18 protein-coding genes are annotated in these 20970 nt (G+C 52.7%); all 18 read right to left on the bottom strand.

All coding sequences use genetic code 11. The annotated features are described in order from the left end of the window. Window positions 1-196: 196 nt before the first annotated feature. Complete coding sequence (locus ACXAGQ_RS04155; RefSeq protein WP_475252042.1) at window positions 197-508, bottom strand: c-type cytochrome; 312 nt, start codon at window positions 506-508, stop codon at window positions 197-199. Window positions 509-648: 140 nt separating this feature from the next. Continuing rightward, window positions 649-1995: a tRNA lysidine(34) synthetase TilS gene (gene tilS, locus ACXAGQ_RS04160; RefSeq protein ID WP_475252044.1), complete on the bottom strand. Its 1347-nt coding sequence runs from the start codon at window positions 1993-1995 to the stop codon at window positions 649-651. A 144-nt stretch (window positions 1996-2139) separates the two neighbouring features. Next, on the bottom strand, window positions 2140-3099 hold the full coding sequence (gene accA, locus ACXAGQ_RS04165; RefSeq protein ID WP_475252046.1) for an acetyl-CoA carboxylase carboxyl transferase subunit alpha: 960 nt from the start codon (window positions 3097-3099) through the stop codon (window positions 2140-2142). Window positions 3100-3159: 60 nt separating this feature from the next. After that, window positions 3160-6639 carry a DNA polymerase III subunit alpha gene (gene dnaE / locus ACXAGQ_RS04170; protein WP_475252047.1) on the bottom strand — a complete coding sequence of 1160 codons (3480 nt, stop codon included), beginning with the start codon at window positions 6637-6639 and terminating at the stop codon, window positions 3160-3162. 145 nt (window positions 6640-6784) lie between these two features. After that, complete coding sequence (rnhB, locus tag ACXAGQ_RS04175) at window positions 6785-7390, bottom strand: ribonuclease HII (protein ID WP_317524571.1); 606 nt, start codon at window positions 7388-7390, stop codon at window positions 6785-6787. Window position 7391: 1 nt separating this feature from the next. After that, window positions 7392-8531 carry a lipid-A-disaccharide synthase gene (lpxB, locus tag ACXAGQ_RS04180; protein ID WP_475252049.1) on the bottom strand — a complete coding sequence of 380 codons (1140 nt, stop codon included), beginning with the start codon at window positions 8529-8531 and terminating at the stop codon, window positions 7392-7394. Window position 8532: 1 nt separating this feature from the next. Continuing rightward, window positions 8533-9321 (bottom strand): acyl-ACP--UDP-N-acetylglucosamine O-acyltransferase, encoded by a 789-nt coding sequence (lpxA, locus tag ACXAGQ_RS04185; RefSeq protein WP_475252051.1) that lies wholly within the window; start codon window positions 9319-9321, stop codon window positions 8533-8535. Continuing rightward, complete coding sequence (gene fabZ / locus ACXAGQ_RS04190; protein WP_039458239.1) at window positions 9321-9773, bottom strand: 3-hydroxyacyl-ACP dehydratase FabZ; 453 nt, start codon at window positions 9771-9773, stop codon at window positions 9321-9323. Before fabZ ends, lpxA begins: the two co-directional genes overlap by 1 nt. Before the next feature lie 94 nt (window positions 9774-9867). After that, complete coding sequence (gene lpxD, locus ACXAGQ_RS04195; RefSeq protein WP_475252053.1) at window positions 9868-10893, bottom strand: UDP-3-O-(3-hydroxymyristoyl)glucosamine N-acyltransferase; 1026 nt, start codon at window positions 10891-10893, stop codon at window positions 9868-9870. 250 nt (window positions 10894-11143) lie between these two features. Then, window positions 11144-11653, bottom strand: a complete 510-nt coding sequence (locus ACXAGQ_RS04200; protein ID WP_475252055.1) for an OmpH family outer membrane protein — start codon at window positions 11651-11653, stop codon at window positions 11144-11146. 19 nt (window positions 11654-11672) lie between these two features. Next, window positions 11673-14078: an outer membrane protein assembly factor BamA gene (gene bamA / locus ACXAGQ_RS04205; RefSeq protein WP_475252057.1), complete on the bottom strand. Its 2406-nt coding sequence runs from the start codon at window positions 14076-14078 to the stop codon at window positions 11673-11675. Between the two features lie 35 nt (window positions 14079-14113). Then, window positions 14114-15466 carry a sigma E protease regulator RseP gene (rseP, locus tag ACXAGQ_RS04210; protein ID WP_475252059.1) on the bottom strand — a complete coding sequence of 451 codons (1353 nt, stop codon included), beginning with the start codon at window positions 15464-15466 and terminating at the stop codon, window positions 14114-14116. Continuing rightward, window positions 15463-16659: a 1-deoxy-D-xylulose-5-phosphate reductoisomerase gene (gene ispC, locus ACXAGQ_RS04215; protein WP_475252061.1), complete on the bottom strand. Its 1197-nt coding sequence runs from the start codon at window positions 16657-16659 to the stop codon at window positions 15463-15465. Before ispC ends, rseP begins: the two co-directional genes overlap by 4 nt. A 113-nt stretch (window positions 16660-16772) precedes the next feature. Continuing rightward, window positions 16773-17621 carry a phosphatidate cytidylyltransferase gene (locus ACXAGQ_RS04220; protein ID WP_475252063.1) on the bottom strand — a complete coding sequence of 283 codons (849 nt, stop codon included), beginning with the start codon at window positions 17619-17621 and terminating at the stop codon, window positions 16773-16775. A 144-nt stretch (window positions 17622-17765) separates the two neighbouring features. After that, window positions 17766-18530, bottom strand: a complete 765-nt coding sequence (locus ACXAGQ_RS04225) for an isoprenyl transferase (protein ID WP_475252065.1) — start codon at window positions 18528-18530, stop codon at window positions 17766-17768. An 81-nt stretch (window positions 18531-18611) separates the two neighbouring features. Further along, on the bottom strand, window positions 18612-19169 hold the full coding sequence (gene frr / locus ACXAGQ_RS04230) for a ribosome recycling factor (RefSeq protein ID WP_107301033.1): 558 nt from the start codon (window positions 19167-19169) through the stop codon (window positions 18612-18614). An 82-nt stretch (window positions 19170-19251) separates the two neighbouring features. Next, entirely contained in the window at window positions 19252-19980 is a 729-nt protein-coding gene (gene pyrH, locus ACXAGQ_RS04235; protein WP_107301032.1) for a UMP kinase, read from the bottom strand. A gap of 91 nt (window positions 19981-20071) precedes the next feature. Beyond that, window positions 20072-20917, bottom strand: coding sequence for a translation elongation factor Ts (gene tsf, locus ACXAGQ_RS04240; RefSeq protein WP_475252067.1), 846 nt, complete (start codon window positions 20915-20917; stop codon window positions 20072-20074). Window positions 20918-20970 lie beyond the last annotated feature (53 nt).

Consider the following 20970-nt stretch of genomic DNA (forward strand, 5'->3'; position numbering starts at 1 on the left):
AAACTACATCAACGTATCAGTGTGCTAGTACAATAATGTGCTCTGTGATTTTTAGCAACAACAGAGGAATCAATTGGGCAAAAGATAATCAGCTAGATGGAAATATTAGTTTACGGCGTTAATCCATAAAAAAACGCCCCGCCTTATTGGTATAAAGGCAGGGCGATTCATCATTTTGGGTTCCGGCAAAACCGGTTTATTTCATCTGGGCAAAATACGCTGCGACATTGGCAATATCATTATCGCTGAGCATAGACGCCTGAGGCTGCATCACCATCGCCATACCGCCAGTGCGCTCTTTGTTTTTGTATGCCTTTAGCGAGCTAACCAAATACTGCTCATTCTGCCCCTTAAGGTTCGGGTAGCCCGGGATCACCGCGACGCCATCAGCACCATGGCAGGCGGCACATACTGCGGCTTTCGCTTTACCGGCAACCGGATCACCCGAAGCCATGGCAGGGCTTGCCATCATGGCGGCAAACATTACACAAGCTAAAACTTTCTTCATCAGGTCCTCATTATTATTTCTGTTATCCATTTTTTTATTCCCAGCATCTGGGTATAGCGCTGGCACGACAAGACACTCAGCTCTCTAAATTGTGCCTTTTTTCAACAACAAATACTAAATAAAGTCATAATATTGTGCACTCATTCCTGCTCGTAGTGCCATGTGAGGTCACACTCCTTGCCTGCAAATTCCTCAACGACAAACAGTCCCGCCACCGCCACCAACTGTTCCCCATAAAACAGCAATGGTGTCCGCCGCCGCTGCCAGCTCGGCACACCATACTCCTGAAATAGTTTCTTCAGCTTGCGCTTGCCTACCCGCCCCACTGGCTGGACTTCCAATCCAGCAGGCTCGAAGCGCACCGATACCGGCTCACCTGCTCTTGGCAAGCGAAGCTGGCCAGCCCCTGACTCCGACAACGACAGCGACCCAATCGCGGCAGGAAGCCGACAGGCTTGATTCAATTGCAAAGCAACCACCGCATCGGATATATCCTCATAAGGCGGGATGACATGCAGGCGCTGCCTGAAGCGTCGTACTTCGACCTCCCCCCAGCACACCTTGGGGTTGGCGTCAGGCTGGGCCAAGATAACAGAGTGCCACACCTGATCCAGCTGCGCTTGCGAGGGCATCTTCACGCCAACGGCCGCAAGCCAATGGCGCAGCAGTGCTTTGCCCCGCCGCTCGCTGCCCGGTTTGTCCGGATGCAGGCAAGAGATATCCAAACTCTGATCGGCCGACATCGCCTGGCAGAGCTGCTCGGCAAGCAGCTCCTGCAGCAAGGCTTCCTGCTCAGCACAGAGTGCGGCACTGCGGGTCACCGCCTTGCGGATCCCCGGCCAGCGGGTATTTAACAGCGGTGTGACTTGGTGGCGCAGAAAGTTACGGTCATAACGCTCGTCGCTGTTGCTCTCATCCTCTACCCAATCAAGTTCATGCGCTTGCGCATAGTGTTCGATGGCGGCGCGAGACTGATCCAACAAAGGACGGACATGCCAGCCTGAGGCGAAAGCGATTCGCTGCGGCATGGCTGACAGCCCTGCCGGCCCACTCCCCCGCTTCAGGGCAAGCAGCACGGTTTCCAGCTGATCATCGGCATGCTGGGCCGTAAGCAGAATGTCACCGGGCTGCATGTGGGCTCTCAAAGCCGAATAGCGGGCATCCCTCGCCTGCTGCTCTACACTGGTCCGCTTGCCCAATCGCAGGGTCACTTTCTCGAGGGCAAACTCAACCCCAGCTTGCGCTGCCCATTCCGCACAGAGGGAAGCCCAATGATCGGCATTGGCACTCAGGCCATGGTGGACATGAACAGCTTTGCAGGATGCCTCTGGGTGTTGCTCTAAATAGCGCCCCATCAAATGCAGCAGCACTCTTGAGTCCATTCCACCGCTGAGGGCGAGAACAAAATGGGCAGGCTTGCCCGCTGCAATGGCAACATTGGCTTCGAGGCTGGCAGCTAAACGAGCTTCTAAATTGGCATAAAGCATTGAGTGACATCCGAAATAACACACTGCGAAAGTATACCTTCTCAGTAGCAGCAGCGGTGAGTAACAGAATAAAAAAACGGGCCAGCCCTAAGACTGACCCGTTAGATTCGCGATATGGCCAACATCATTGGCCTATTCTGCTAATCAGCAGTAACCGTAACTCATCAGGCGCTGGTAACGGCGCTCAAGCAGCGTTTCGGTATCAAGCTGGTCAAGTTCTTCCAACGTCGCCAAGATCTGCTTCTTCAACGACTCTGCCATCTCAGCCACATTGCGGTGTGCGCCACCTAGCGGCTCTTCGATGATGTTGTCGATAAGCTCAAGCTCTTTCAAGCGCTCAGCCGTCATACCCATCGCTTCAGCAGCCTGCGGGGCCTTGTCAGAATCGCGCCATAGGATAGAGGCACAGCCTTCAGGCGAGATCACCGAGTAGGTTGAGTACTGCAACATGTTAACGCAGTCACCTACACCGATCGCCAGCGCACCGCCTGAACCACCTTCACCCACAACATTACAGATCACAGGAACTGTAAGGCCGGCCATCTCTTTTAGGTTGGTCGCAATCGCTTCAGACTGGCCGCGCTCTTCCGCACCAACACCTGGGTATGCGCCCGCGGTGTCAATGAAAGTCACGATAGGCATGTTGAAGCGCTCAGCCATCTTCATCAGGCGAAGGGCTTTACGGTAACCTTCCGGCTTTGGCATACCGAAGTTACGTAGCACTTTCTCTTTGGTTTCACGGCCTTTCTGGTGGCCAATCACCATGATAGGGCGGCCGTCAAGACGAGCAATACCACCAACTAGGGCTTTGTCATCAGCAAATGCGCGGTCACCGGCCAGCTCGTCGAACTCGGTCAACATGTTCTCGACATAGTCGAACGTGTATGGGCGCTGTGGGTGACGTGCCAACTGAGCCACCTGCCAAGCACCAAGATCACCAAAGATTTTCTTGGTCAGCTCTAAGCTCTTCTTTTCCAGTTGCTCAATTTCTTTATCCAAATCAACCGATTTAGATTCATCACGACGCGATACGTCACGCAGTGCTTCAATTTTTGCTTCTAGTTCAGCAATCGGTTGTTCAAACTCAAGGAAGTTCAGGCTCATACCATTTCAGTCCTTTTGCTCATAATTCTGGGTATCTGTAATAGATAACTATGGGCTATTTTAATTAAACTCAAGCTCAACCTGCTTATCACCCAGCAATATTTTGAGATCAGAGATTAGTTGATCTGCCGGGGTAACACGCCACTCTGTTCCCAGAGTCAATTTGGCGCGGGCATTCGAGCGCTGATAGTACACGTTGACAGGTACGGTACCTGCACGGTGCGGTTCCAGCACTTTGCTGAAACGTTCAAAAAACTGTTGATCAATTTGCCTCTCTGTAAGCGAGATGGCAAGGCCGCGTAGGTGCTTTTCTCTCGCATCTGCGATGTCCAACACTTCCCGGGCCGACATTTTAAGGCCGCCATTGAAATCATCAAAGCTGACCTGTCCGGAAACGACCAAAATTTTATCTTTTTCAATCAAATCCAGGTGGCGTTCCAGCGCATCTGAGAACAGCATCACTTCCATCCGGCCACTGCGGTCATCAAGAGAGAGAATACCAATCCGGGTGCCGCGCTTGGTGGTCATCACCCGGGCTCCGATAACCAACCCGGCAACCGTGACGACTTTGTCTCGTCCGGTCGGATGGGCATCCTTCAGGCGCCAGGTGGTGTAGTGTTTGAGCTCTGGCACATAGGCGTTGATAGGGTGACCCGTCAGGTATAGCCCGAGAGTCTCGCGCTCTCCTTCCAGCCAGACTTTATCCGGCCATTCAGGAATATTGGCATAGGCGTGCTCGACCTCTTCCGGCGCAGCCGTCAAGACCCCAAACATGTCGGTCTGGCCAAACGCTTCTGCCTGATGGTGCTGACTTGCCGCACGGATGGCATCGTCCAGAGTCGCCATCATGGCGGCACGGTTAGGGCCTAGACGATCCATAGCGCCGGATTTTATTAATTTTTCCAGTACCCGCTTATTCACCTTTTTGGTGTCAATTCGGGCACAAAAATCAAACAGATCCTTAAAGTGGCCGCCTTTCTCGCGTGCGGCAATAATGTTCTCAATTGGACCTTCACCGACCCCTTTCACCGCACCGATACCGTAAACAATGGCACCGTTGTCATCAACATTGAAGCGATACAGCCCCTTGTTGACATCAGGCGGCAGCAGCTCAAGCTTCATCCGGTGACACTCATCTACCAGACCGACGATCTTGTCGGTGTTATCCATATCGGCAGTCATTACCGCCGCCATGAATTCGGCTGGATAGTGCGCTTTTAGCCACAATGTCTGGTAAGAAACCAGTGCATAGGCGGCGGAGTGGGATTTGTTAAAACCATAGCCGGCGAACTTCTCTACCAAGTCGAAGATCTTCATCGCCAGTTCGCCGTCGACGCCGTTCTTTATCGCGCCTTCTTCGAAGGTAGCACGCTGCTTGGCCATCTCCTCCGGCTTTTTCTTACCCATCGCACGACGGAGCATGTCCGCGCCACCCAGGGTATAGCCAGACAGGACCTGGGCGATCTGCATCACCTGCTCCTGATAGAGGATGATGCCGTAGGTCGGCTCGAGAATTGGCTGTAGGCTATCATGCTGCCAAGTCGCATCCGGGTAAGACACTTCCTCGCGGCCGTGCTTACGGTCGATAAAGTTATCTACCATGCCTGATTGCAACGGGCCCGGACGGAACAGGGCTACCAGTGCGATCATATCTTCGAAACAGTCCGGTTGAAGACGCTTGATCAGATCTTTCATCCCGCGCGATTCAAGCTGGAACACCGCGGTGGATTCCGAGCGCTGCAGCATGGCGAACGACTTGGCATCGTCCATCGGGATCGCCGCGATGTTAACCGGCTCCTTACCCTGGGCCTCAAGGCGAGGGTTAATCATCCCCAGCGCCCAGTCGATGATAGTCAGGGTGCGCAGACCCAAGAAGTCGAACTTAACCAGACCGGCAGTTTCAACGTCGTTCTTATCGAACTGGGTAACCGGGTTGGCACCTTCGGCATCGCAATACAGCGGGGCGAAATCAGTGATTGTGGTCGGGGAGATCACCACGCCACCGGCGTGTTTACCCGCATTTCGTGTCACACCCTCAAGGATGCGACACATGTCGATCAGATCTTTGACTTCCTCATCAGCCTCATACACCTGCGGTAGTTGTGGCTCGGCCTCGAAAGCCTTGGCCAGCGTCATGCCCGGCTCTGCCGGTACCAGCTTGGAGATACGGTCGACAAAGCCGTACGGGTGGCCCAGTACACGGCCTACGTCACGGATAACCGCCTTCGCCGCCATGGTACCGAAGGTGATGATCTGGGATACCGCATCCCGGCCATACATCTCGGCCACGTGATCAATCACCTGATCACGCTTGTCCATACAGAAGTCGATATCGAAATCGGGCATCGATACACGTTCCGGGTTAAGGAAACGTTCGAATAGCAAGTCGAATTCCAGCGGGTCAAGATCGGTGATATCAAGCGCGTAGGCCACCAGAGAGCCCGCCCCCGAACCACGACCCGGACCAACCGGCACCCCGTTGTCTTTCGACCACTGGATGAACTCCATTACGATCAAGAAGTAGCCCGGGAAGCCCATCTGGTTGATAACCTTGAGCTCAATATCAAGTCGCTCGTCATATTCAGGGCGGCGCTCGGCGCGCTCCTTCTCATCCGGGAACAAGAATTTCAAACGACGCTCTAGGCCTTCCTGCGACTCCTTGATCAGGAAGTCTTCGATGGTCATCTCCCCGGTCGGGAAGTTCGGCAGGAAGTACTCTCCCAAACGCACGGTTACATTACAGCGCTTGGCGATCTCGACACTGTTTTCCAGCGCTTCAGGGATATCGGCAAACAGCTCGCACATCTCTTCTTCGCTGCGCAGGTACTGCTGTTCGCTGTAAAGCTTCGGACGGCTCGGATCGGCAAGGGTATAGCCGTCATGGATCGCTACACGGATTTCGTGAGCATCGAACTGATCAGGCGTCAGGAAGCGGACGTCATTGGTTGCCACCACTGGCAGCTCGGCTTGCTCGGCCAGTTCAATGGCAAAGTGCAGATAGGCTTCTTCATCGGCACGGCCGGTACGTACCAACTCGAGGTAGTAGGCATCCGCAAAGTGCTCCTGGTAGAACTCAACGCATTTGCTGACCAGCTGCTGGTTACCCTTGAGCAACGCCTTACCGACATCGCCGCTCTTGCCGCCCGATAGCAGGATCAGGCCTTTTTTGTGCTCTACCAGCCACTCCTTATCCATCACCGGAAGGTGTTGGACATGGCCGCGCTGGTAGGCCTTGGAAATCAACATGGTCAGGTTCTGGTAACCATCGTTATCAGAAGCCAGCACAGTTAAATCGCACAGCTCCTCGCCCATCTCTTCGGACATCACTTTAAAGTCCGCCCCGATGACCGGCTTCATGCCGGCGCCATGGGCAGCAAAGTAGAATTTCACCAAGCCACACAGGTTGGTAAAGTCCGTCAGTGCCATGGCGGGCATGCCCATACCAGCCACGGTTTTCACCAGCGGCGGCACTTTGGACAAGCCGTCTACCATAGAGAAGTCACTGTGGACACGGAGATGAATAAAACGAGGTTCAGCCATGACTAACCAGAATAGAGCTGTTCAAGAAACAAGAGGGTGATTATAGCCCAAAGCACCATGGCTGTTGACTCTAATCACCATCTTTTAATGCCGAGGAAATTAAAGGGGTGCAAAAATCCGCGAGTTGGCAGGATTATAACCGCTTTCAGTCCAGCCCGAGGATGCGCTTGACCGGTTTGAAGCTTTTGCGGTGCTGCTCGATAGCGCCATGCTCGGCTAGTGCCTCAAAATGCGCCTTGGTTGGATACCCTTTGTGCTTAGCAAAGCCATATTGCGGATACTCGGCATCCAATACTTCCATCTCGCGATCGCGGGTGACTTTCGCCAGAATAGATGCGGCACTGATCTCGGCAACTCGCAAATCACCCTTCACTACCGCCTGTGCGGCCATCGGCAGCTCAGGAATACGGTTACCATCCACCAACACAAAATCAGGTTGGACAGACAACCCGGCAACCGCACGCTGCATGGCCACCATGGTCGCCTGCAGGATATTGAGCTGGTCGATCTCTTCCGGCTCGCAGCGGCCTAGTGACCAAGCCAGTGCCTTCTCTTTGATTTCATCAAACAGCAAGTTGCGCTTCTTCTCGGTTAGTTTCTTCGAGTCTGTCAGCCCCTCGATCGGGTTGGCCGGATCCAAAATCACCGCGGCGGTCACCACCGCCCCGACCAATGGGCCTCGGCCGACTTCATCGACACCGGCAATACAGCTTGCTACTGGATACTCAAACGGTTCTAGTTCTTTGCTCATGTTACTTATCAATCAGTTGTAATACCGCCTCTGCAGCCTTCTGATCCGCATTACACTTGATCAGCTGGTGCAGGCGGCTAAATTCAGCCATCAGCTCAGTGTTGTCGGCTTCGAGGAAACGGTTCACCTCAGCAGCCAAGTTTTCTGGAGTGCAGTCATCCTGCAGCAGCTCCGGTACCAGCTCGCGGTCGGCAAGGATATTGGCCAGCGACACATACTTGGTCTTAAGCATCTTCTTGGCCAGCCACGCTGTCAGCGGCTTGACCTTGTAACCTACCACCATCGGCCTTTTGACCAACATACACTCCAGCGCCACCGTGCCGGATGCCAGCAGTACTGCATCAGAGGCGATCATGACATTGCGCGCGGTATCGTCGACCAGCACGAAATCGAGATCAGGCGCAGTTTCACGCCATGCCTGTTCAAACTGGGCACGTCGCTTCTGGTTGACCAAGGCAACGACAAACCCAAGATCCGGGTGCTGCGCCTTGAGTAGCTTGCAAGTTTCGATAAACGGCGGAGCCAGCAGCTCCATTTCGCCGCCACGACTACCCGGCAATACCGCCAGCCAGCGTTTGTCTTGCTCAAGCCCTAGTAGCTCGCGCGCAGCAGCCTGATCGGTCTCCATCGGGATCGCATCGGCCATGGTATGGCCGATAAACTCACACGGAACGTTGAACTTGTCGTAGAAGGCTTTCTCGAACGGCAGGAAGGCTAGCACCAGGTTGGTCGCCGCTTCGATTTTGAAGATCCGCTTCTGGCGCCAGGCCCATACGGACGGGCTGACGTAATGCACGGTTTTGATCCCGGCATCTTTGAGGTTACGTTCAAGCCGCAAGTTAAAGTCCGGCGCATCGATGCCGACAAAGACATCTGGAGGGTTGTCGGTGAAATACTTGACCAGTTCAGCCTTGACCTTGAACAGTCTCGGCAGGCGACCAAGCACTTCGACAATGCCCATCACCGCCAGCTCTTCCATGTCAAATAGCGTCTCGCAGCCCTCGGCCTGCATTCGTGGCCCGGCAATGCCAACAAACTCGGCATCCGGGTACTGCTCGCGTACCGCCTGCATAAAGCCGGCACCTAAAATATCGCCGGAGATTTCCCCGGCGACAATTCCTATTCGAAGTGGCTTCGTCATCTTAACGAATAATTCCGCGTTCGGTGTTATTCAGTGCATCCAGCAGCAAACCTACAGACGGCCACTCTTCTGCCATCTCGGCCAGAACCGGCTTCACTTCTTCCATAGTCTTACCTGAACGGTAAATTTCCTTGTAGGCGCGGCGCAGTGCATGCAGCTCTTTTTTCTCAAAGCCATTACGCTGCAAGCCAACCAGGTTCAAGCCGTAAGGTGTTGCGTGGTTACCTTGCGCCAGCACATATGGCGGCACGTCCTGGACCACTGCCGAACAACCGCCAACGTAGCTGAAGGCGCCTACGGTGCAGAATGGGTGAATAGCAGAAAGCGCCATCACACCTGCATGATCGGCAACAGTTACGTGGCCGCCCAAAATCGAGTTGTTACCGATGTGGGTGTGGTTACCGACCACGACATCGTGGGCAATGTGGGCGTTTACGCATAGCAGGTTATCGTTACCTACGATGGTGACGCCTTTGTCCTGAATAGTACCACGGTGGATCTGAACGCTTTCGCGGATCACGTTGCGGTCACCAATCTCAAGGCGGGTCGGCTCGCCGTTGTACTTCTTGTCCTGGCATTCTTCGCCAACAATAGCATACGGGAAGATACGGTTATCGTTACCGATCTTGGTCGGGCCCTTGATCACGACATGCGACATGATCTCATTGCCGTCACCGATCTCGACATCTTTGCCGATGTAGGTAAACGGGCCAACCGTAACATTGGCGCCAATCTTAACGCCCTCTTCAATCACCGCCGACGGGTGAATCTGCGCAGTTTCGTGGATCATTAAAACTCTCGTCTTGCACATTTCAGCTCTGCTGAACAAACCACTTCGCCATCAACTTTCGCTACACCATTAAACATAGCAATACCACGGCGCTCCTTCAGGAATTCCACCTCGATAACCAACTGGTCGCCCGGTACAACCGGTTTGCGGAATTTACCGTTATCAACGCTGGCAAAGTAGTACAGCTCGTTTTCAGCCGGCGCACCAAAGGTTTTGAATGCCAACAGGCCTGTTGCCTGGGCCATCGCCTCAAGGATCATCACACCCGGGAAGACCGGCATTTTTGGAAAGTGGCCCGTAAACTGAGGCTCGTTGACAGATACATTCTTGATGCCTGTCAGGGTCTTGCCTTCTTCGTAATGGGTTACGCGATCAATCATCAAGAACGGGTAACGGTGCGGAAGAAGCTCTTGAATCTCTGTAATATTCAGCGTTTTATTTTCGCTAGTCAAAACTGAATTCCTGTTTGAAAAATTAAAAATGCGGTTCGCTCGAAAAGCAAAGCGGCCAGTCTGATTGGCCGCGAAGACGGTTCCTGGCAGGCGCTTATTCGCCTTTTTCCAGTTGCTTTTCAACGGCCTTAAGACGCTTGTTCATCTCGTCAATTTTCATTGTACGAGCGGCTGTCTTACGCCATTCCTTGTTTGGTTGAAGCGGGATACCTGAAGAGTACATCCCCTTCTCTTCAATGCTACGCATCACCATCCCCATACCGGTAATGGTCACGCCGTCGGCGATTTCGATATGGCCGTTGAGCACTGATGCGCCGCCGATAATGCAGTATTTGCCAATTTTGGTACTGCCAGCCACAATGGTACCACCGGCCATGGCCGTACCATATCCGATCTGCACGTTGTGGGCGATTTGCATCTGGTTGTCGATGATCACGTTATCTTCGATGATGGTATCGTCAAGAGCACCGCGATCGATGGTGGTACAAGCACCGATTTCTACCCGGTTGCCGATACGCACACTGCCCAGCTGCGGGATCTTCACCCACTCGCCTTTGTCATTGGCATAGCCAAAGCCGTCTGCACCAATCACCGTGCTTGACTGGACCAGGCACTGCTCGCCCAGTACCACACTGTGGTAAATCGTCACGTTGGCCCACAATTTGGTGCCTGCACCGATTTGGGCATTCTTGCCAATAAAGCAACCCGCACCAATCTGGGCATTGTCACCAATACGTGCACCGGCTTCGATCACCGCATTGTGGCCGATAGCCACATTTGCACCAATTTCAGCGGTAGGATCCACATAGGCAGACGGCGCTACCTCTGATGCTGCAGCCGGCGTCGTATCCAACAGTTGAGCCACTTTGGCGTAGCCCAGGTAAGGGTCGGCCATCAGCAGAGCGTTGCCTTCGAACCCTTCAACATCCGCTTCCTTAAGCATTACAGCTGCCGCTTGGCACTCCGCCAATTGCTTGCGGTATTTACTGCTCGACAAGAAGGTGATCTGGCCTTCATCGGCCGTCGCCATCCCCGCAATAGATTCGATAACTACAGTGCCATCACCACGAAGTTCAGCACCCAGCTTAGCTGCTATATCAGCAAGAGTCATTCCAGCCATTCGATACCTTATATATTTTTAATTCTGTGTTGGCATACCACACCACCAACCGGTAATTCTATCTTGTTACAACAAGTAGATACCCCTCTATCAGGTACCTATGTTGACGCAGAATACCATTCCACTTGGTAAGACCAGTATACGCTAGGGGCATCCACCCCAAATAAAACAAGTCGAAAGCATGAAGTTTACCAAAGTATCCCCCATCCTTTCGACTTATATACAGAGTTTCTGAGACGTTAAGGCAAGCTTACTTAACGGCAGAAATCACTTTAGAAGACAGATCGTCTTTCGGGCTTGCGTACAATACCGCATTAGCATCAACGACTAGGTCGTAACCTTCACGCTTGGCCACATCCTGGATCGCAGTACGAAGTTTCTGAACCAGCTTCTGCTCTTCTTCTGCACCACGGCGGCGCTGATCTTCCTGCAGGGCTTGTGCCTTCAGTTTGTAGTTAGACTCAAGAGACTGCATCTCGCGCTGTAGCTTGGTCTTTTCGCTTGAGCTCATCAGCTCGCCATCACGCTTGATCTTGTCGACTTTGGTCTTCATGCGGCTTTCGATACCACGCAACTCATCGATACGGTCCTTGAACTCGTTACGCAGTTTTTCAGACACATTGTATCGCTGGGCCAATTGGGCCATCGCCTGGCCGGTTGCTACATAACCCACTTTCTGTGCGGCTTCTGCGGCTTGGGCGTAAAATGACGACGACAGAATCACAAGGCTAAGGCCAGCCGCTTTCATCCACTGTTTCAAAGGGTATCTCCTCAAATATTTAGAATGTTCGACCAATCGTGAAGGTGAAGAATTCTTCATCATCACCCTCGTATTTCTTGATTGGCTTAGCAATCGAGAATACGAGCGGTCCCATTGGCGACATCCACTGCAGGGCGGCACCATAAGACGCACGGATCAACGACGGATCGGAATAATCATTGATGTACTTGCCATCCGAGTCACGGAGGTCATATTCCGTATCCCACACGGTACCGGCGTCGACAAATACGCTGGTACGGATTTGGTTGCGGACCTCCTCGGACGCAAATGGCGTCGGGACGATCAGCTCCATACTGGCCAGGGCTACGGCGTTACCACCGGCAGCATCATCCGAACCAATCAGGTCAGGGTTGTTGCCGCCACCACTGTAATCAAGGTATACAGCCTTAGGACCCACGGTATTAGAACGGAAACCACGCAGGGTCGAGAAGCCACCGGCATAGTAGTTCTCGTAGAATGGCAGCAACTGGTCACTGCCGTTGTCGGTGGTACCGTAACCATTACCATAGCCTACCCGGCCACGAAGCAACAGGCTGTAGCCGTGGTCTTCGGTCAACGGGAAGTACTGGCGGACATCATACTGGGCCTTGAAGAACTGGGCATCAGATCCCGGGATGGTCATCCGGAACGAGGCACGCTGGTGGTTACCGGCTGTCGGGAAGTAACCACGGTTGAGGTTGTTCCGGGTCCAGGATACCGACCAGTTGAAGTCATCCAGCTCGATGACGTTATCGCCGCGGTCAAAGCCGTGGATCGACTTAAACTTCTCGATCTGGTAGTACTCCTGGGTATTGGAGATCTTGTTGTGATCGTAGCCCAGGCCAAATTCGAGGAAGTTCAGCTCATCAAACGGGAAACCCCAAGTCAGGCTAGCACCGTAGCTCTGGTTGGTATAGTCGGAGATGTTGGCGTCGGACGCCTCGAACTCGTTGTAGTACACCTTACCACCAAGGCTGATGCCATCGAGGGTGAAGTAAGGGTCGCGGTATTCCAGGCTGACGTTCTTCTGGTAGTCGTTCATCATCGCATTGATGCCGAAACGGTTACCGGTGCCCAGGAAGTTATCCTGCTGGATACCCGCCTGGAAACTGATCCCCGACTCGGTACCATAGCCGACACCAAAGTTGATGTTACCGGCGTTGGCTTCCTTGACGGTGTAGTTCAAGTCAACCTGGTCGTCAGTGCCCGGGACACGGACCGTCTGTACATCAACGGTTTCGAAGAAGCCGGTACGGCTCAGGCGCTCTTTACCACGCTCTACCGAACGTGAGTTCAGCCAGCTGCCTTCCATCTGGCGCATTTCACGGCGCAAGACTTCGTCTTTGGTTGAGGTATTACCCGAGAAGCCGATGTTACGGACATAGATACGCTTGCCCGGCTCGACATTGATGATCAGGGTGACTTCCTGGTTGTCGTCATCGAAATCAGGAATGGTGTTGACCTGCGGGTAGGCATAGCCGAGTTCACCCAGCTTGCGCTTGAGTGCTTCTTCGAGGGCTGTCACTTCTGCGCCGCTGTATACATCACCGCTGTTAATGGCGATCAGCGACTCGAGCTCGGCGCTCTTGCCCAGCAGGTTGCCGCGCAGCTGCACGTTGTCAATCTTGTACTGCTCGCCTTCGTCCACTTTCAGGGTAATGTAGACCCCTTTCTTGTCCGGGGAGATAGCAACCTGGGTCGAGTCTAAGCGGTACTTAAGGTAACCGTTGTTGAGGTACATCGAGCGCAGGGTCTCCAAGTCCCCGGCCAGCACCTGCTTTTGGTATTTCTTGTCAGCAAAGAAGTTCCACCACGACACTTCCGACTGCAGCTTGAACTTGCCGCGCAGCTCCTCGTCGCTGAATACATCATTGCCGATAAAGTTGATTTGCTGGATTTCAGCCGATACACCTTCAGTGAAGACAAACTTCAGGTCTGCACGGTTTCGCGGTAGCGGCGTAACCACTGCCTGTACCGTGGCATTGTACTTACCGACGCTGTAATAGAAGTCTTCCAGCCCTTTTTCAATTTTGCTCAGGGTCGTGCGGTCGAGCGATTCGCCGACCCGGATACGTGACGCATCCAGGTTCTCTGTCAGCTGCTCTTCCTTGATGGCCTTGTTACCCGAGAAGGTAATGCTGGCAATCGTCGGGCGCTCCTGCACCTGAACCAGCAAGGTATTGCCGTCACGGAAGACCTGGATATCCTCGAAGTTACCCGACGCGAACAGCGACTGGATCATCTCGGAAATATCGCCATCGTCGACATTGTCACCAACCCTCACCGGCATCTGGAGCAATGCGGCACCGAGCGTAACACGCTGGAGTCCTTCAAAGCGGATATCGTCTACTACAAATTGTTCCGCACTCTGCGCAACACTACTGCCTAGCAGTAGCGATGCGACCAACAGTTTTTTCATCGCCATTACTGTTCTGATTATTCCTTGCTAAAACGCTCTTATTAAAGGCGGGTAAAATCATTGAATAGCGCAACAGCCATTAATGCAACCAAAATGGCTGAGCCCACTCTATAGCCTATATCCTGAACACGTTCAGACACAGGACGACGTGTTACCGCTTCGATGGCAAAAAACATCAAATGTCCACCATCCAATACTGGAAGCGGCAACAGGTTGACAATCCCCAGATTGACACTGATCAAAGCCAGGAAGCCCAAGAAATACACCACACCGTAGTCGGCGGTCATTCCTGCACCTTTGGCAATTGAGATCGGGCCGCTCAAATTTTTCATCGCCACATCGCCGGTCACCAATTTGGTCACCATATCAAAGGTCAATGTGACAAGCTGCCAGGTTTTTTCTGCAGCCTTACCCACCGCCTCAATCGGGCCGTACTGCAAATTAATGCGGTACGATTCAGGCCATGGTTCCACTTTCGGTGCAAACCCCGCGTAGCCAACAAGCTCACCTCCAGCCTCTTTCTCGGCCGGGGTCAGTGACAGCACAACCGGCTCACCGTCGCGCATTACTTCCATTTCCAGCGCCTGCTGAGGATGGGAGCGCACGGCATCAACCACTTGCTGCCAGGCGGTCACGCTTTCCCCATCGATTGCAATGATTTCGTCATTTAAACGCAATCCGGCGGAAATTGCTGCTCCGTCTTCCACAAGTTGTGAAATCACCAAAGTAATTTTAGGCGAGTATGGCGTGATCCCCAATGTGGTAAGTACACGCTCACTTTCAGGATCAAACGACCAGCCCGTCAAATCAAGCTTCTTCTCGATTTGGTAGCTGGTACCCGGTTCGGTCACCGTCAGCACCATTTCTTTGTCGCCAATATGGGAGATCATCGCCATATTAACGGATTCCCAATCTGCGGTTTTGATTCCTGAAATGGTCTTTAGTTCCATCCCACTTTCAATTCCTGCCTCAGCAGCTATCGATTGTGGCGCAATTTCACCAATCACAGGCTTCACAGCCGGGACGCCAATCAGGTAAACAACCCAATAAGCAAATATAGCAAACAAGAAGTTAGCCAGTGGCCCGGCGGCAACGATAGCACTTCGCTGCCACAGTTTCTTATTGTTGAAGGCCATATGGCGGCGATCAGAATCAACGGGCTCGACGCGCTCGTCAAGCATCTTGACGTAGCCGCCCAGCGGGATCATTGCTAGGGTATACTCAGTACCGTCCTTGCCAATTTTGCGCCAAAGAGCCTTGCCAAAGCCGATCGAGAATTTCTCGACATAGACTCCGCAGCGGCGTGCTACCCAGAAGTGCCCATATTCGTGTACGGCAATCAATATGCCAAGGGCGAGTAGAAATGCACCTAGGTTCCACAAAATTCCTGTCATAACGATACCTTACGTATTACTTCCTGTGCCAAGACCCGGGTCATTCTATCTAGCTCAATTACGCTTTCCAAGTCAGTTGGCTCAACCAGTGAGGCAGACTCCAATACTTGGCTGTTCACCCTGGCAATATCGGTAAAGCCCAGGCGATTGTCCAAAAACGCCGCAACGGCCTCTTCATTGGCCGCATTAAGTGCTGTTGTCGCCGCCTGACCGCTAAAACAGGCATCCATCGCCAGTTTCAGACATGGGTAGCGGGCAAAGTCCGGCTTCAGGAAGGTAAATTCACCGACCTGGCTGAAATCAAGCGGCGCAACACCGGCATCCACTCTTTCAGGATAGGACATCGCACAGGCAATCGGGGTTCTCATATCAGGTAGCCCCATCTGGGCCAGCACCGAGCCATCCTTGTATTGCACCATGGAATGGATAACAGATTGCGGGTGAATAATCACATCCATCTGCTCACGGGAGGCATTGAACAGCCAGCGCGCCTCGATAAACTCCAGCCCCTTGTTCATCATAGTGGCCGAGTCGACCGAAATTTTCGGCCCCATTGACCAGTTCGGGTGAGCAATCGCCATCGCCGGCGTCACCGCCGCCAGCTCGCTCACATCGGTATAGCGGAACGGGCCACCAGAGCCGGTAAGTAAAATCTTGCTTACCCCCGCCGCATCCAGGTCGCAATATCCCATTGCGCGCTGCACCTGCTCAGGCAAGCTCTGGAAAATCGCATTGTGCTCGCTGTCTACCGGCAGCAACTCGGCACCATGCTCGCGGCAGGCGTCGATAAACATCTGTCCGGACATCACCAAGGCTTCTTTGTTGGCCAGCAGAATGCGTTTGCCTGCCTTGACCCCAGCCATCGTTGGCATCAAGCCGGCCGCACCGACAATCGCCGCCATCACGGTATCAACCTCGTCAAGCGACGCGACCTGGCACATACCCGCTTCGCCGGCCAGTACCTCGGTTGCCACCCCATGTTGCTCCAGCAGTATGCGCAGCGCTTCAGCCGCACTTTCCGAGGCCATTGCCGCGTACTTCGGCTGCCACTGGCGGCACAGCTCGAACATTTTCTGGCTATTGCTGCCTGCCGCAAGGGCTACAACGTCGAATAATTCGGGATTTTGTGCAGCAACCGCCAATGTGCTGCTACCTATGGATCCCGTCGCACCAAGAATCGTTAACTTACGCATACTATCACTTAACAACAAACAATCATTGACTGGCCAATTGAGCATGGCACTCAAGCCGGCAGCAAACAAGTAAGTAATGACTTACACTGCCGGCGTGAAAATAGAAGGCTAGCTTACACCAGCCATAAATAAAGTAGGGCAAATACAGGTAGGGCGGCTGTCAGGCTATCGATACGGTCAAGGATACCACCGTGGCCAGGTAAGATATTTCCGCTGTCTTTGATGCCAGAAACACGTTTAAACATACTCTCTACCAAATCACCCAGTACCGAGGCAACCACGGTCACCACCGCAATCAGCAGCAGGCTGGACAGGCTCGCAAACGGAATCCCCATCAATGCCGCACCACCCCAAGTGATCGCAACAGCCAATACTGCACCACCGACCAAGCCTTCAATCGTTTTGTTCGGGCTAACCGCCGGGGCCATCTTGTGTTTGCCAAATCGCTTGCCTGAGAAATAAGCACCGGTATCCGCCGCCCACACCAGGAAGCACACCAACATCACGAGTTTAGCGCCGTGGTATGGGTTGTCGGTATAGTTGACGGCACGGAGCATCAGCACGCTCCAGAAGAAAGGAAGCAAGGTCAATAAGCCAAAGAGGTGCTTGAGAGGAGGAGCTGAAGACCAGAACTTGGTACTACCCGGGTAGCTAATGGCCAGTGCCGAGGCGACAATCCACCACAGGCCGCCTATCAGTAACATCGCCTGGTGGGATGAGGCCAATGCTGACAAGGTTTCGACATCGGTCGGCATAACAACCAGTGAAGCCAGCGTAGCAGCAACTGGAAGCACCATTGCCATTAGCCGAGATTTTGTTTCAACAAATTGCGTCCACTCCCAGAACCCCAGTAGGGTAATAGCCGCAAGGGCGGCAATGAAAGCAGGAAAAGGCAAAAGGAAAATTCCTGCGATTACTAGGGGAGCGAGAATGACTGCGGTAATAATACGTTGCTTAAGCAAACTGCGTCCTCTCATTTTTCTATTGTGACCGCGCCTATCGACGACGGTGTTTCGGGTAATCCGATTACCAGTAAAAAAGGCATCGAGACTCTAGCCAGATGCCCTATAAAATACATAATCCTGTCAGCGCCGACGAGCGGATAGTTATTTATCCATCAACGCCTGGATTTGCTCACCGGTGCAGCCAAAACGGCGCTCGCGGTTAACAAACCATACCATCGCCTCAACAAAGCTCTGTTCGTCGAAATCCGGCCAGTGCTGCTCGGTGAAATACAGTTCGGCGTAAGCCGTCTGCCACAGCATGAAGTTGCTGATCCGGCATTCACCACTGGTACGGATTAGGAGATCGACATTAGGCAGGCCTGCTGTAGATAACCCTGAAGCCAGCATGTCTTCAGTGATATCTGAATCTGTGAGTCCTTGCTCAGTCGCTTGCTGAACAAGTTGCTTTGCAGCCTGCAAAATATCCCACTGGCCGCCATAATTGGCTGCCACGTTCAGCACCAAACCGGTATTGCCAGCCGTCAATGCTTCTGCATCTGCGATTTTTTTCTGCAAGCGCTCGCTGAAACGGCGAGTATCACCGATGATCCGCAAGCGAATATTGTTCTTGTGGAGGCGCTTTACTTCACGACCGAGTACAGTCATGAACAATTCCATCAGCAAAGAGACTTCGTCTTCGGGGCGGCGCCAGTTCTCACTGCTAAACGCAAACAGTGTGACACACTGGATTCCCAGGCGGCTTGCGGTCGAGACAGTCTTACGTACGGCTTCAACGCCGGCCTTGTGGCCAAACACTCGAGGCTTACCCTTGGCTTTTGCCCAGCGTCCATTGCCATCCATAATCACGGCAACGTGCTTTGGCAAGCTGTCAGTGCCAAGTGCAGTGTCGATTGTATGCTCTGCCATACATATCCCTCAAAAATAAAGCGCTGTGCTGCACGCACAGCGCCCTAAACCATTTCAAGCAATCGAAATTAAGGCTCAGCCTTAAACTTCCATTAGCTCTTTTTCTTTTGCTTCTAGGATCACTTCGATGTCCTTCACAGCTGCATCAGTCAGCTTCTGGATATCGTCCTGTGCGCGACGATCGTCGTCTTCAGAGATCTCTTTGTCTTTCAGCAGTGCTTTCACATCTGCGTTTGCGTCACGGCGGATGTTACGTACTGCAACACGGCCCTGCTCCGCTTCAGCGCGAACGATCTTAACCAGATCACGACGGCGCTCTTCTGTTAGCGGTGGCAATGGAACGCGAATAACAGTACCCGCTGACATTGGGTTCAGACCCAGGTCAGACATCATGATCGCTTTTTCAACTTTCTGCGTTAGCTCTTTGTCGAAAACCGTGATCGCCAGAGTACGCGAGTCTTCAGCTACAACGTTTGCAAGCTGCTTAAGCGGCGTGTTTGCACCGTAGTACTCAACGTAGATAGTGTCTAGCAGGCTTGGGTGTGCACGGCCAGTACGTACTTTAGCCAGCTGGTTTTTCAGCGCTTCAACGCTTTTACCCATGCGCTCTTGCGCATCTTGTTTGATTGCATCAATCACGATTAATACCCTTAATGATTCGGTAAAGACGGGAGCCTAGTCGCTCCCGATAAGAATAAGTGGCGTCACTTACTCGCAAGACTTAGTCGTTAGAGATCAACGTACCTTCCTGCTCACCCATTACCACACGGCGCAGGGAACCAGGTTTGTTCATGTTGAACACGCGAATTGGCATGCTGTGGTCGCGAGCAAGCGTAAATGCGGCCAAATCCATTACTTTCAGTTCTTTCTCAAGAACATCTTGATAGCTTAGCTTATCACAAAGAACGGCATCTGGGTTCTTAACTGGGTCATCTGTGAACACACCGTCAACTTTTGTTGCTTTCAGCACAACGTCAGCTTCGATTTCGATACCGCGTAGGCACGCAGCCGAGTCGGTGGTGAAGAACGGGTTACCGGTACCGGCAGAGAAAATTACCACGCGGCCCTGGCGTAGCTGGCTAATCGCGTCAGCCCAGTTGTAGTTGTCACAAACGCCGTTCAGAGGAATGGCTGACATTACTCGAGCGTTCACATAGGCACGGTGCAGCGCATCACGCATTGCCAAGCCGTTCATCACGGTAGCAAGCATACCCATGTGATCGCCCACAACTCGGTTCATACCTGCTTCTGCTAGGCCAGCACCACGGAACAGGTTACCACCACCGATAACAAGGCCAACTTGTACACCTAGTTCAATCAGTTCTTTGATTTCCTGAGCCATGCGGTCAAGAACTTGTGCATCAATACCAAAACCTTCCTCGCCCTGCAGTGCTTCCCCACTGAGTTTGAGTAGAATACGTTGATAAGTCGGTTTAGGATTCGTGGTCATTAGTTTACCTTCCAGGCTTACAAATATAGATACGGAGTTGTAAAAAGACCGCAGCCTAGGCTACGGTCTTTGGAGTTCTTAGCAAGAAGGATTAACCCTTCTGTACTGCTGCTACTTCTTCAGCGAAGCTCATTTCTTGAGCTTTCTCGATACCTTCACCAACTTCTAGGCGGATGAAGTTAGTTACTGTAGCGCCTTTCTCTTTAAGGATGTCGCCAACAGACTTCTTAGGTTCCATGATGAATGGCTGACCAGTTAGAGAGATTTCGCCTGTGAATTTCTTCATGCGGCCAACAACCATCTTCTCTGCGATTTCAGCTGGCTTGCCTTCGTTCATCGCGATCTCAACCTGAACCTGACGCTCTTTTTCAACTACGTCTGCAGGTACGTCTTCTGGGTTCACGAACTCAGGCTTAGAAGCAGCTACGTGCATAGCGATGTGCTTCAGAGTTTCTGCGTCGCCGTTACCAGCTACAACAACACCGATGCGGTCGCCGTGACGGTAAGAAGCGATGTTCTCGCCTTCGATGAACTCAACGCGACGGATAGAAATGTTCTCACCGATCTTAGCAACTAGCGCTACGCGAGTTTCTTCGAACTTAGCCTGAAGAGCTGCAACGTCTAGGCGCTCAGCTAGAGCAACGTCTAGAACTTCGTTAGCGAAAGCTAGGAAGCTTGCATCTTTAGCAACGAAGTCAGTCTGGCAGTTAACTTCAAGAAGAGCTGCAACACCGTTCGCGTCTTTGGTTAGGATTGTACCTTCAGCAGCAACGTTACCTGCTTTCTTAGCAGCTTTAGCAGCGCCACTCTTACGCATGTTTTCGATCGCTAGCTCGATGTCAGCGTTAGCTTCAACAAGCGCTTTTTTACATTCCATCATGCCTGCGCCAGTACGTTCACGCAGTTCTTTAACTAGGGCAGCTGTAACTGTTGCCATTGTTATATCCTCAGTTTTGAATACTTGGTGTAAAAATCAGGGGCCATGATCGG

The sequence above is a fragment of the Photobacterium sp. ABD4_091 genome, assembly GCF_056160145.1.

Bases quoted from the DNA above. Each gene is read 5' to 3' on its own strand.
- ACXAGQ_RS04225 (WP_475252065.1), bottom strand. From the start codon at position 18,530: ATGGCAGAGCATACAATCGACACTGCACTTGGCACTGACAGCTTGCCA.
- lpxD (WP_475252053.1), bottom strand. From the start codon at position 10,893: ATGGCTGGAATGACTCTTGCTGATATAGCAGCTAAGCTGGGTGCTGAA.
- pyrH (WP_107301032.1), bottom strand. From the start codon at position 19,980: ATGACCACGAATCCTAAACCGACTTATCAACGTATTCTACTCAAACTC.
- dnaE (WP_475252047.1), bottom strand. From the start codon at position 6,639: ATGGCTGAACCTCGTTTTATTCATCTCCGTGTCCACAGTGACTTCTCT.
- ACXAGQ_RS04155 (WP_475252042.1), bottom strand. From the start codon at position 508: ATGAAGAAAGTTTTAGCTTGTGTAATGTTTGCCGCCATGATGGCAAGC.
- lpxB (WP_475252049.1), bottom strand. From the start codon at position 8,531: ATGACGAAGCCACTTCGAATAGGAATTGTCGCCGGGGAAATCTCCGGC.
- accA (WP_475252046.1), bottom strand. From the start codon at position 3,099: ATGAGCCTGAACTTCCTTGAGTTTGAACAACCGATTGCTGAACTAGAA.
- rnhB (WP_317524571.1), bottom strand. From the start codon at position 7,390: ATGAGCAAAGAACTAGAACCGTTTGAGTATCCAGTAGCAAGCTGTATT.
- ispC (WP_475252061.1), bottom strand. From the start codon at position 16,659: ATGCGTAAGTTAACGATTCTTGGTGCGACGGGATCCATAGGTAGCAGC.
- tilS (WP_475252044.1), bottom strand. From the start codon at position 1,995: ATGCTTTATGCCAATTTAGAAGCTCGTTTAGCTGCCAGCCTCGAAGCC.
- tsf (WP_475252067.1), bottom strand. From the start codon at position 20,917: ATGGCAACAGTTACAGCTGCCCTAGTTAAAGAACTGCGTGAACGTACT.
- bamA (WP_475252057.1), bottom strand. From the start codon at position 14,078: ATGGCGATGAAAAAACTGTTGGTCGCATCGCTACTGCTAGGCAGTAGT.
- lpxA (WP_475252051.1), bottom strand. From the start codon at position 9,321: ATGATCCACGAAACTGCGCAGATTCACCCGTCGGCGGTGATTGAAGAG.
- rseP (WP_475252059.1), bottom strand. From the start codon at position 15,466: ATGACAGGAATTTTGTGGAACCTAGGTGCATTTCTACTCGCCCTTGGC.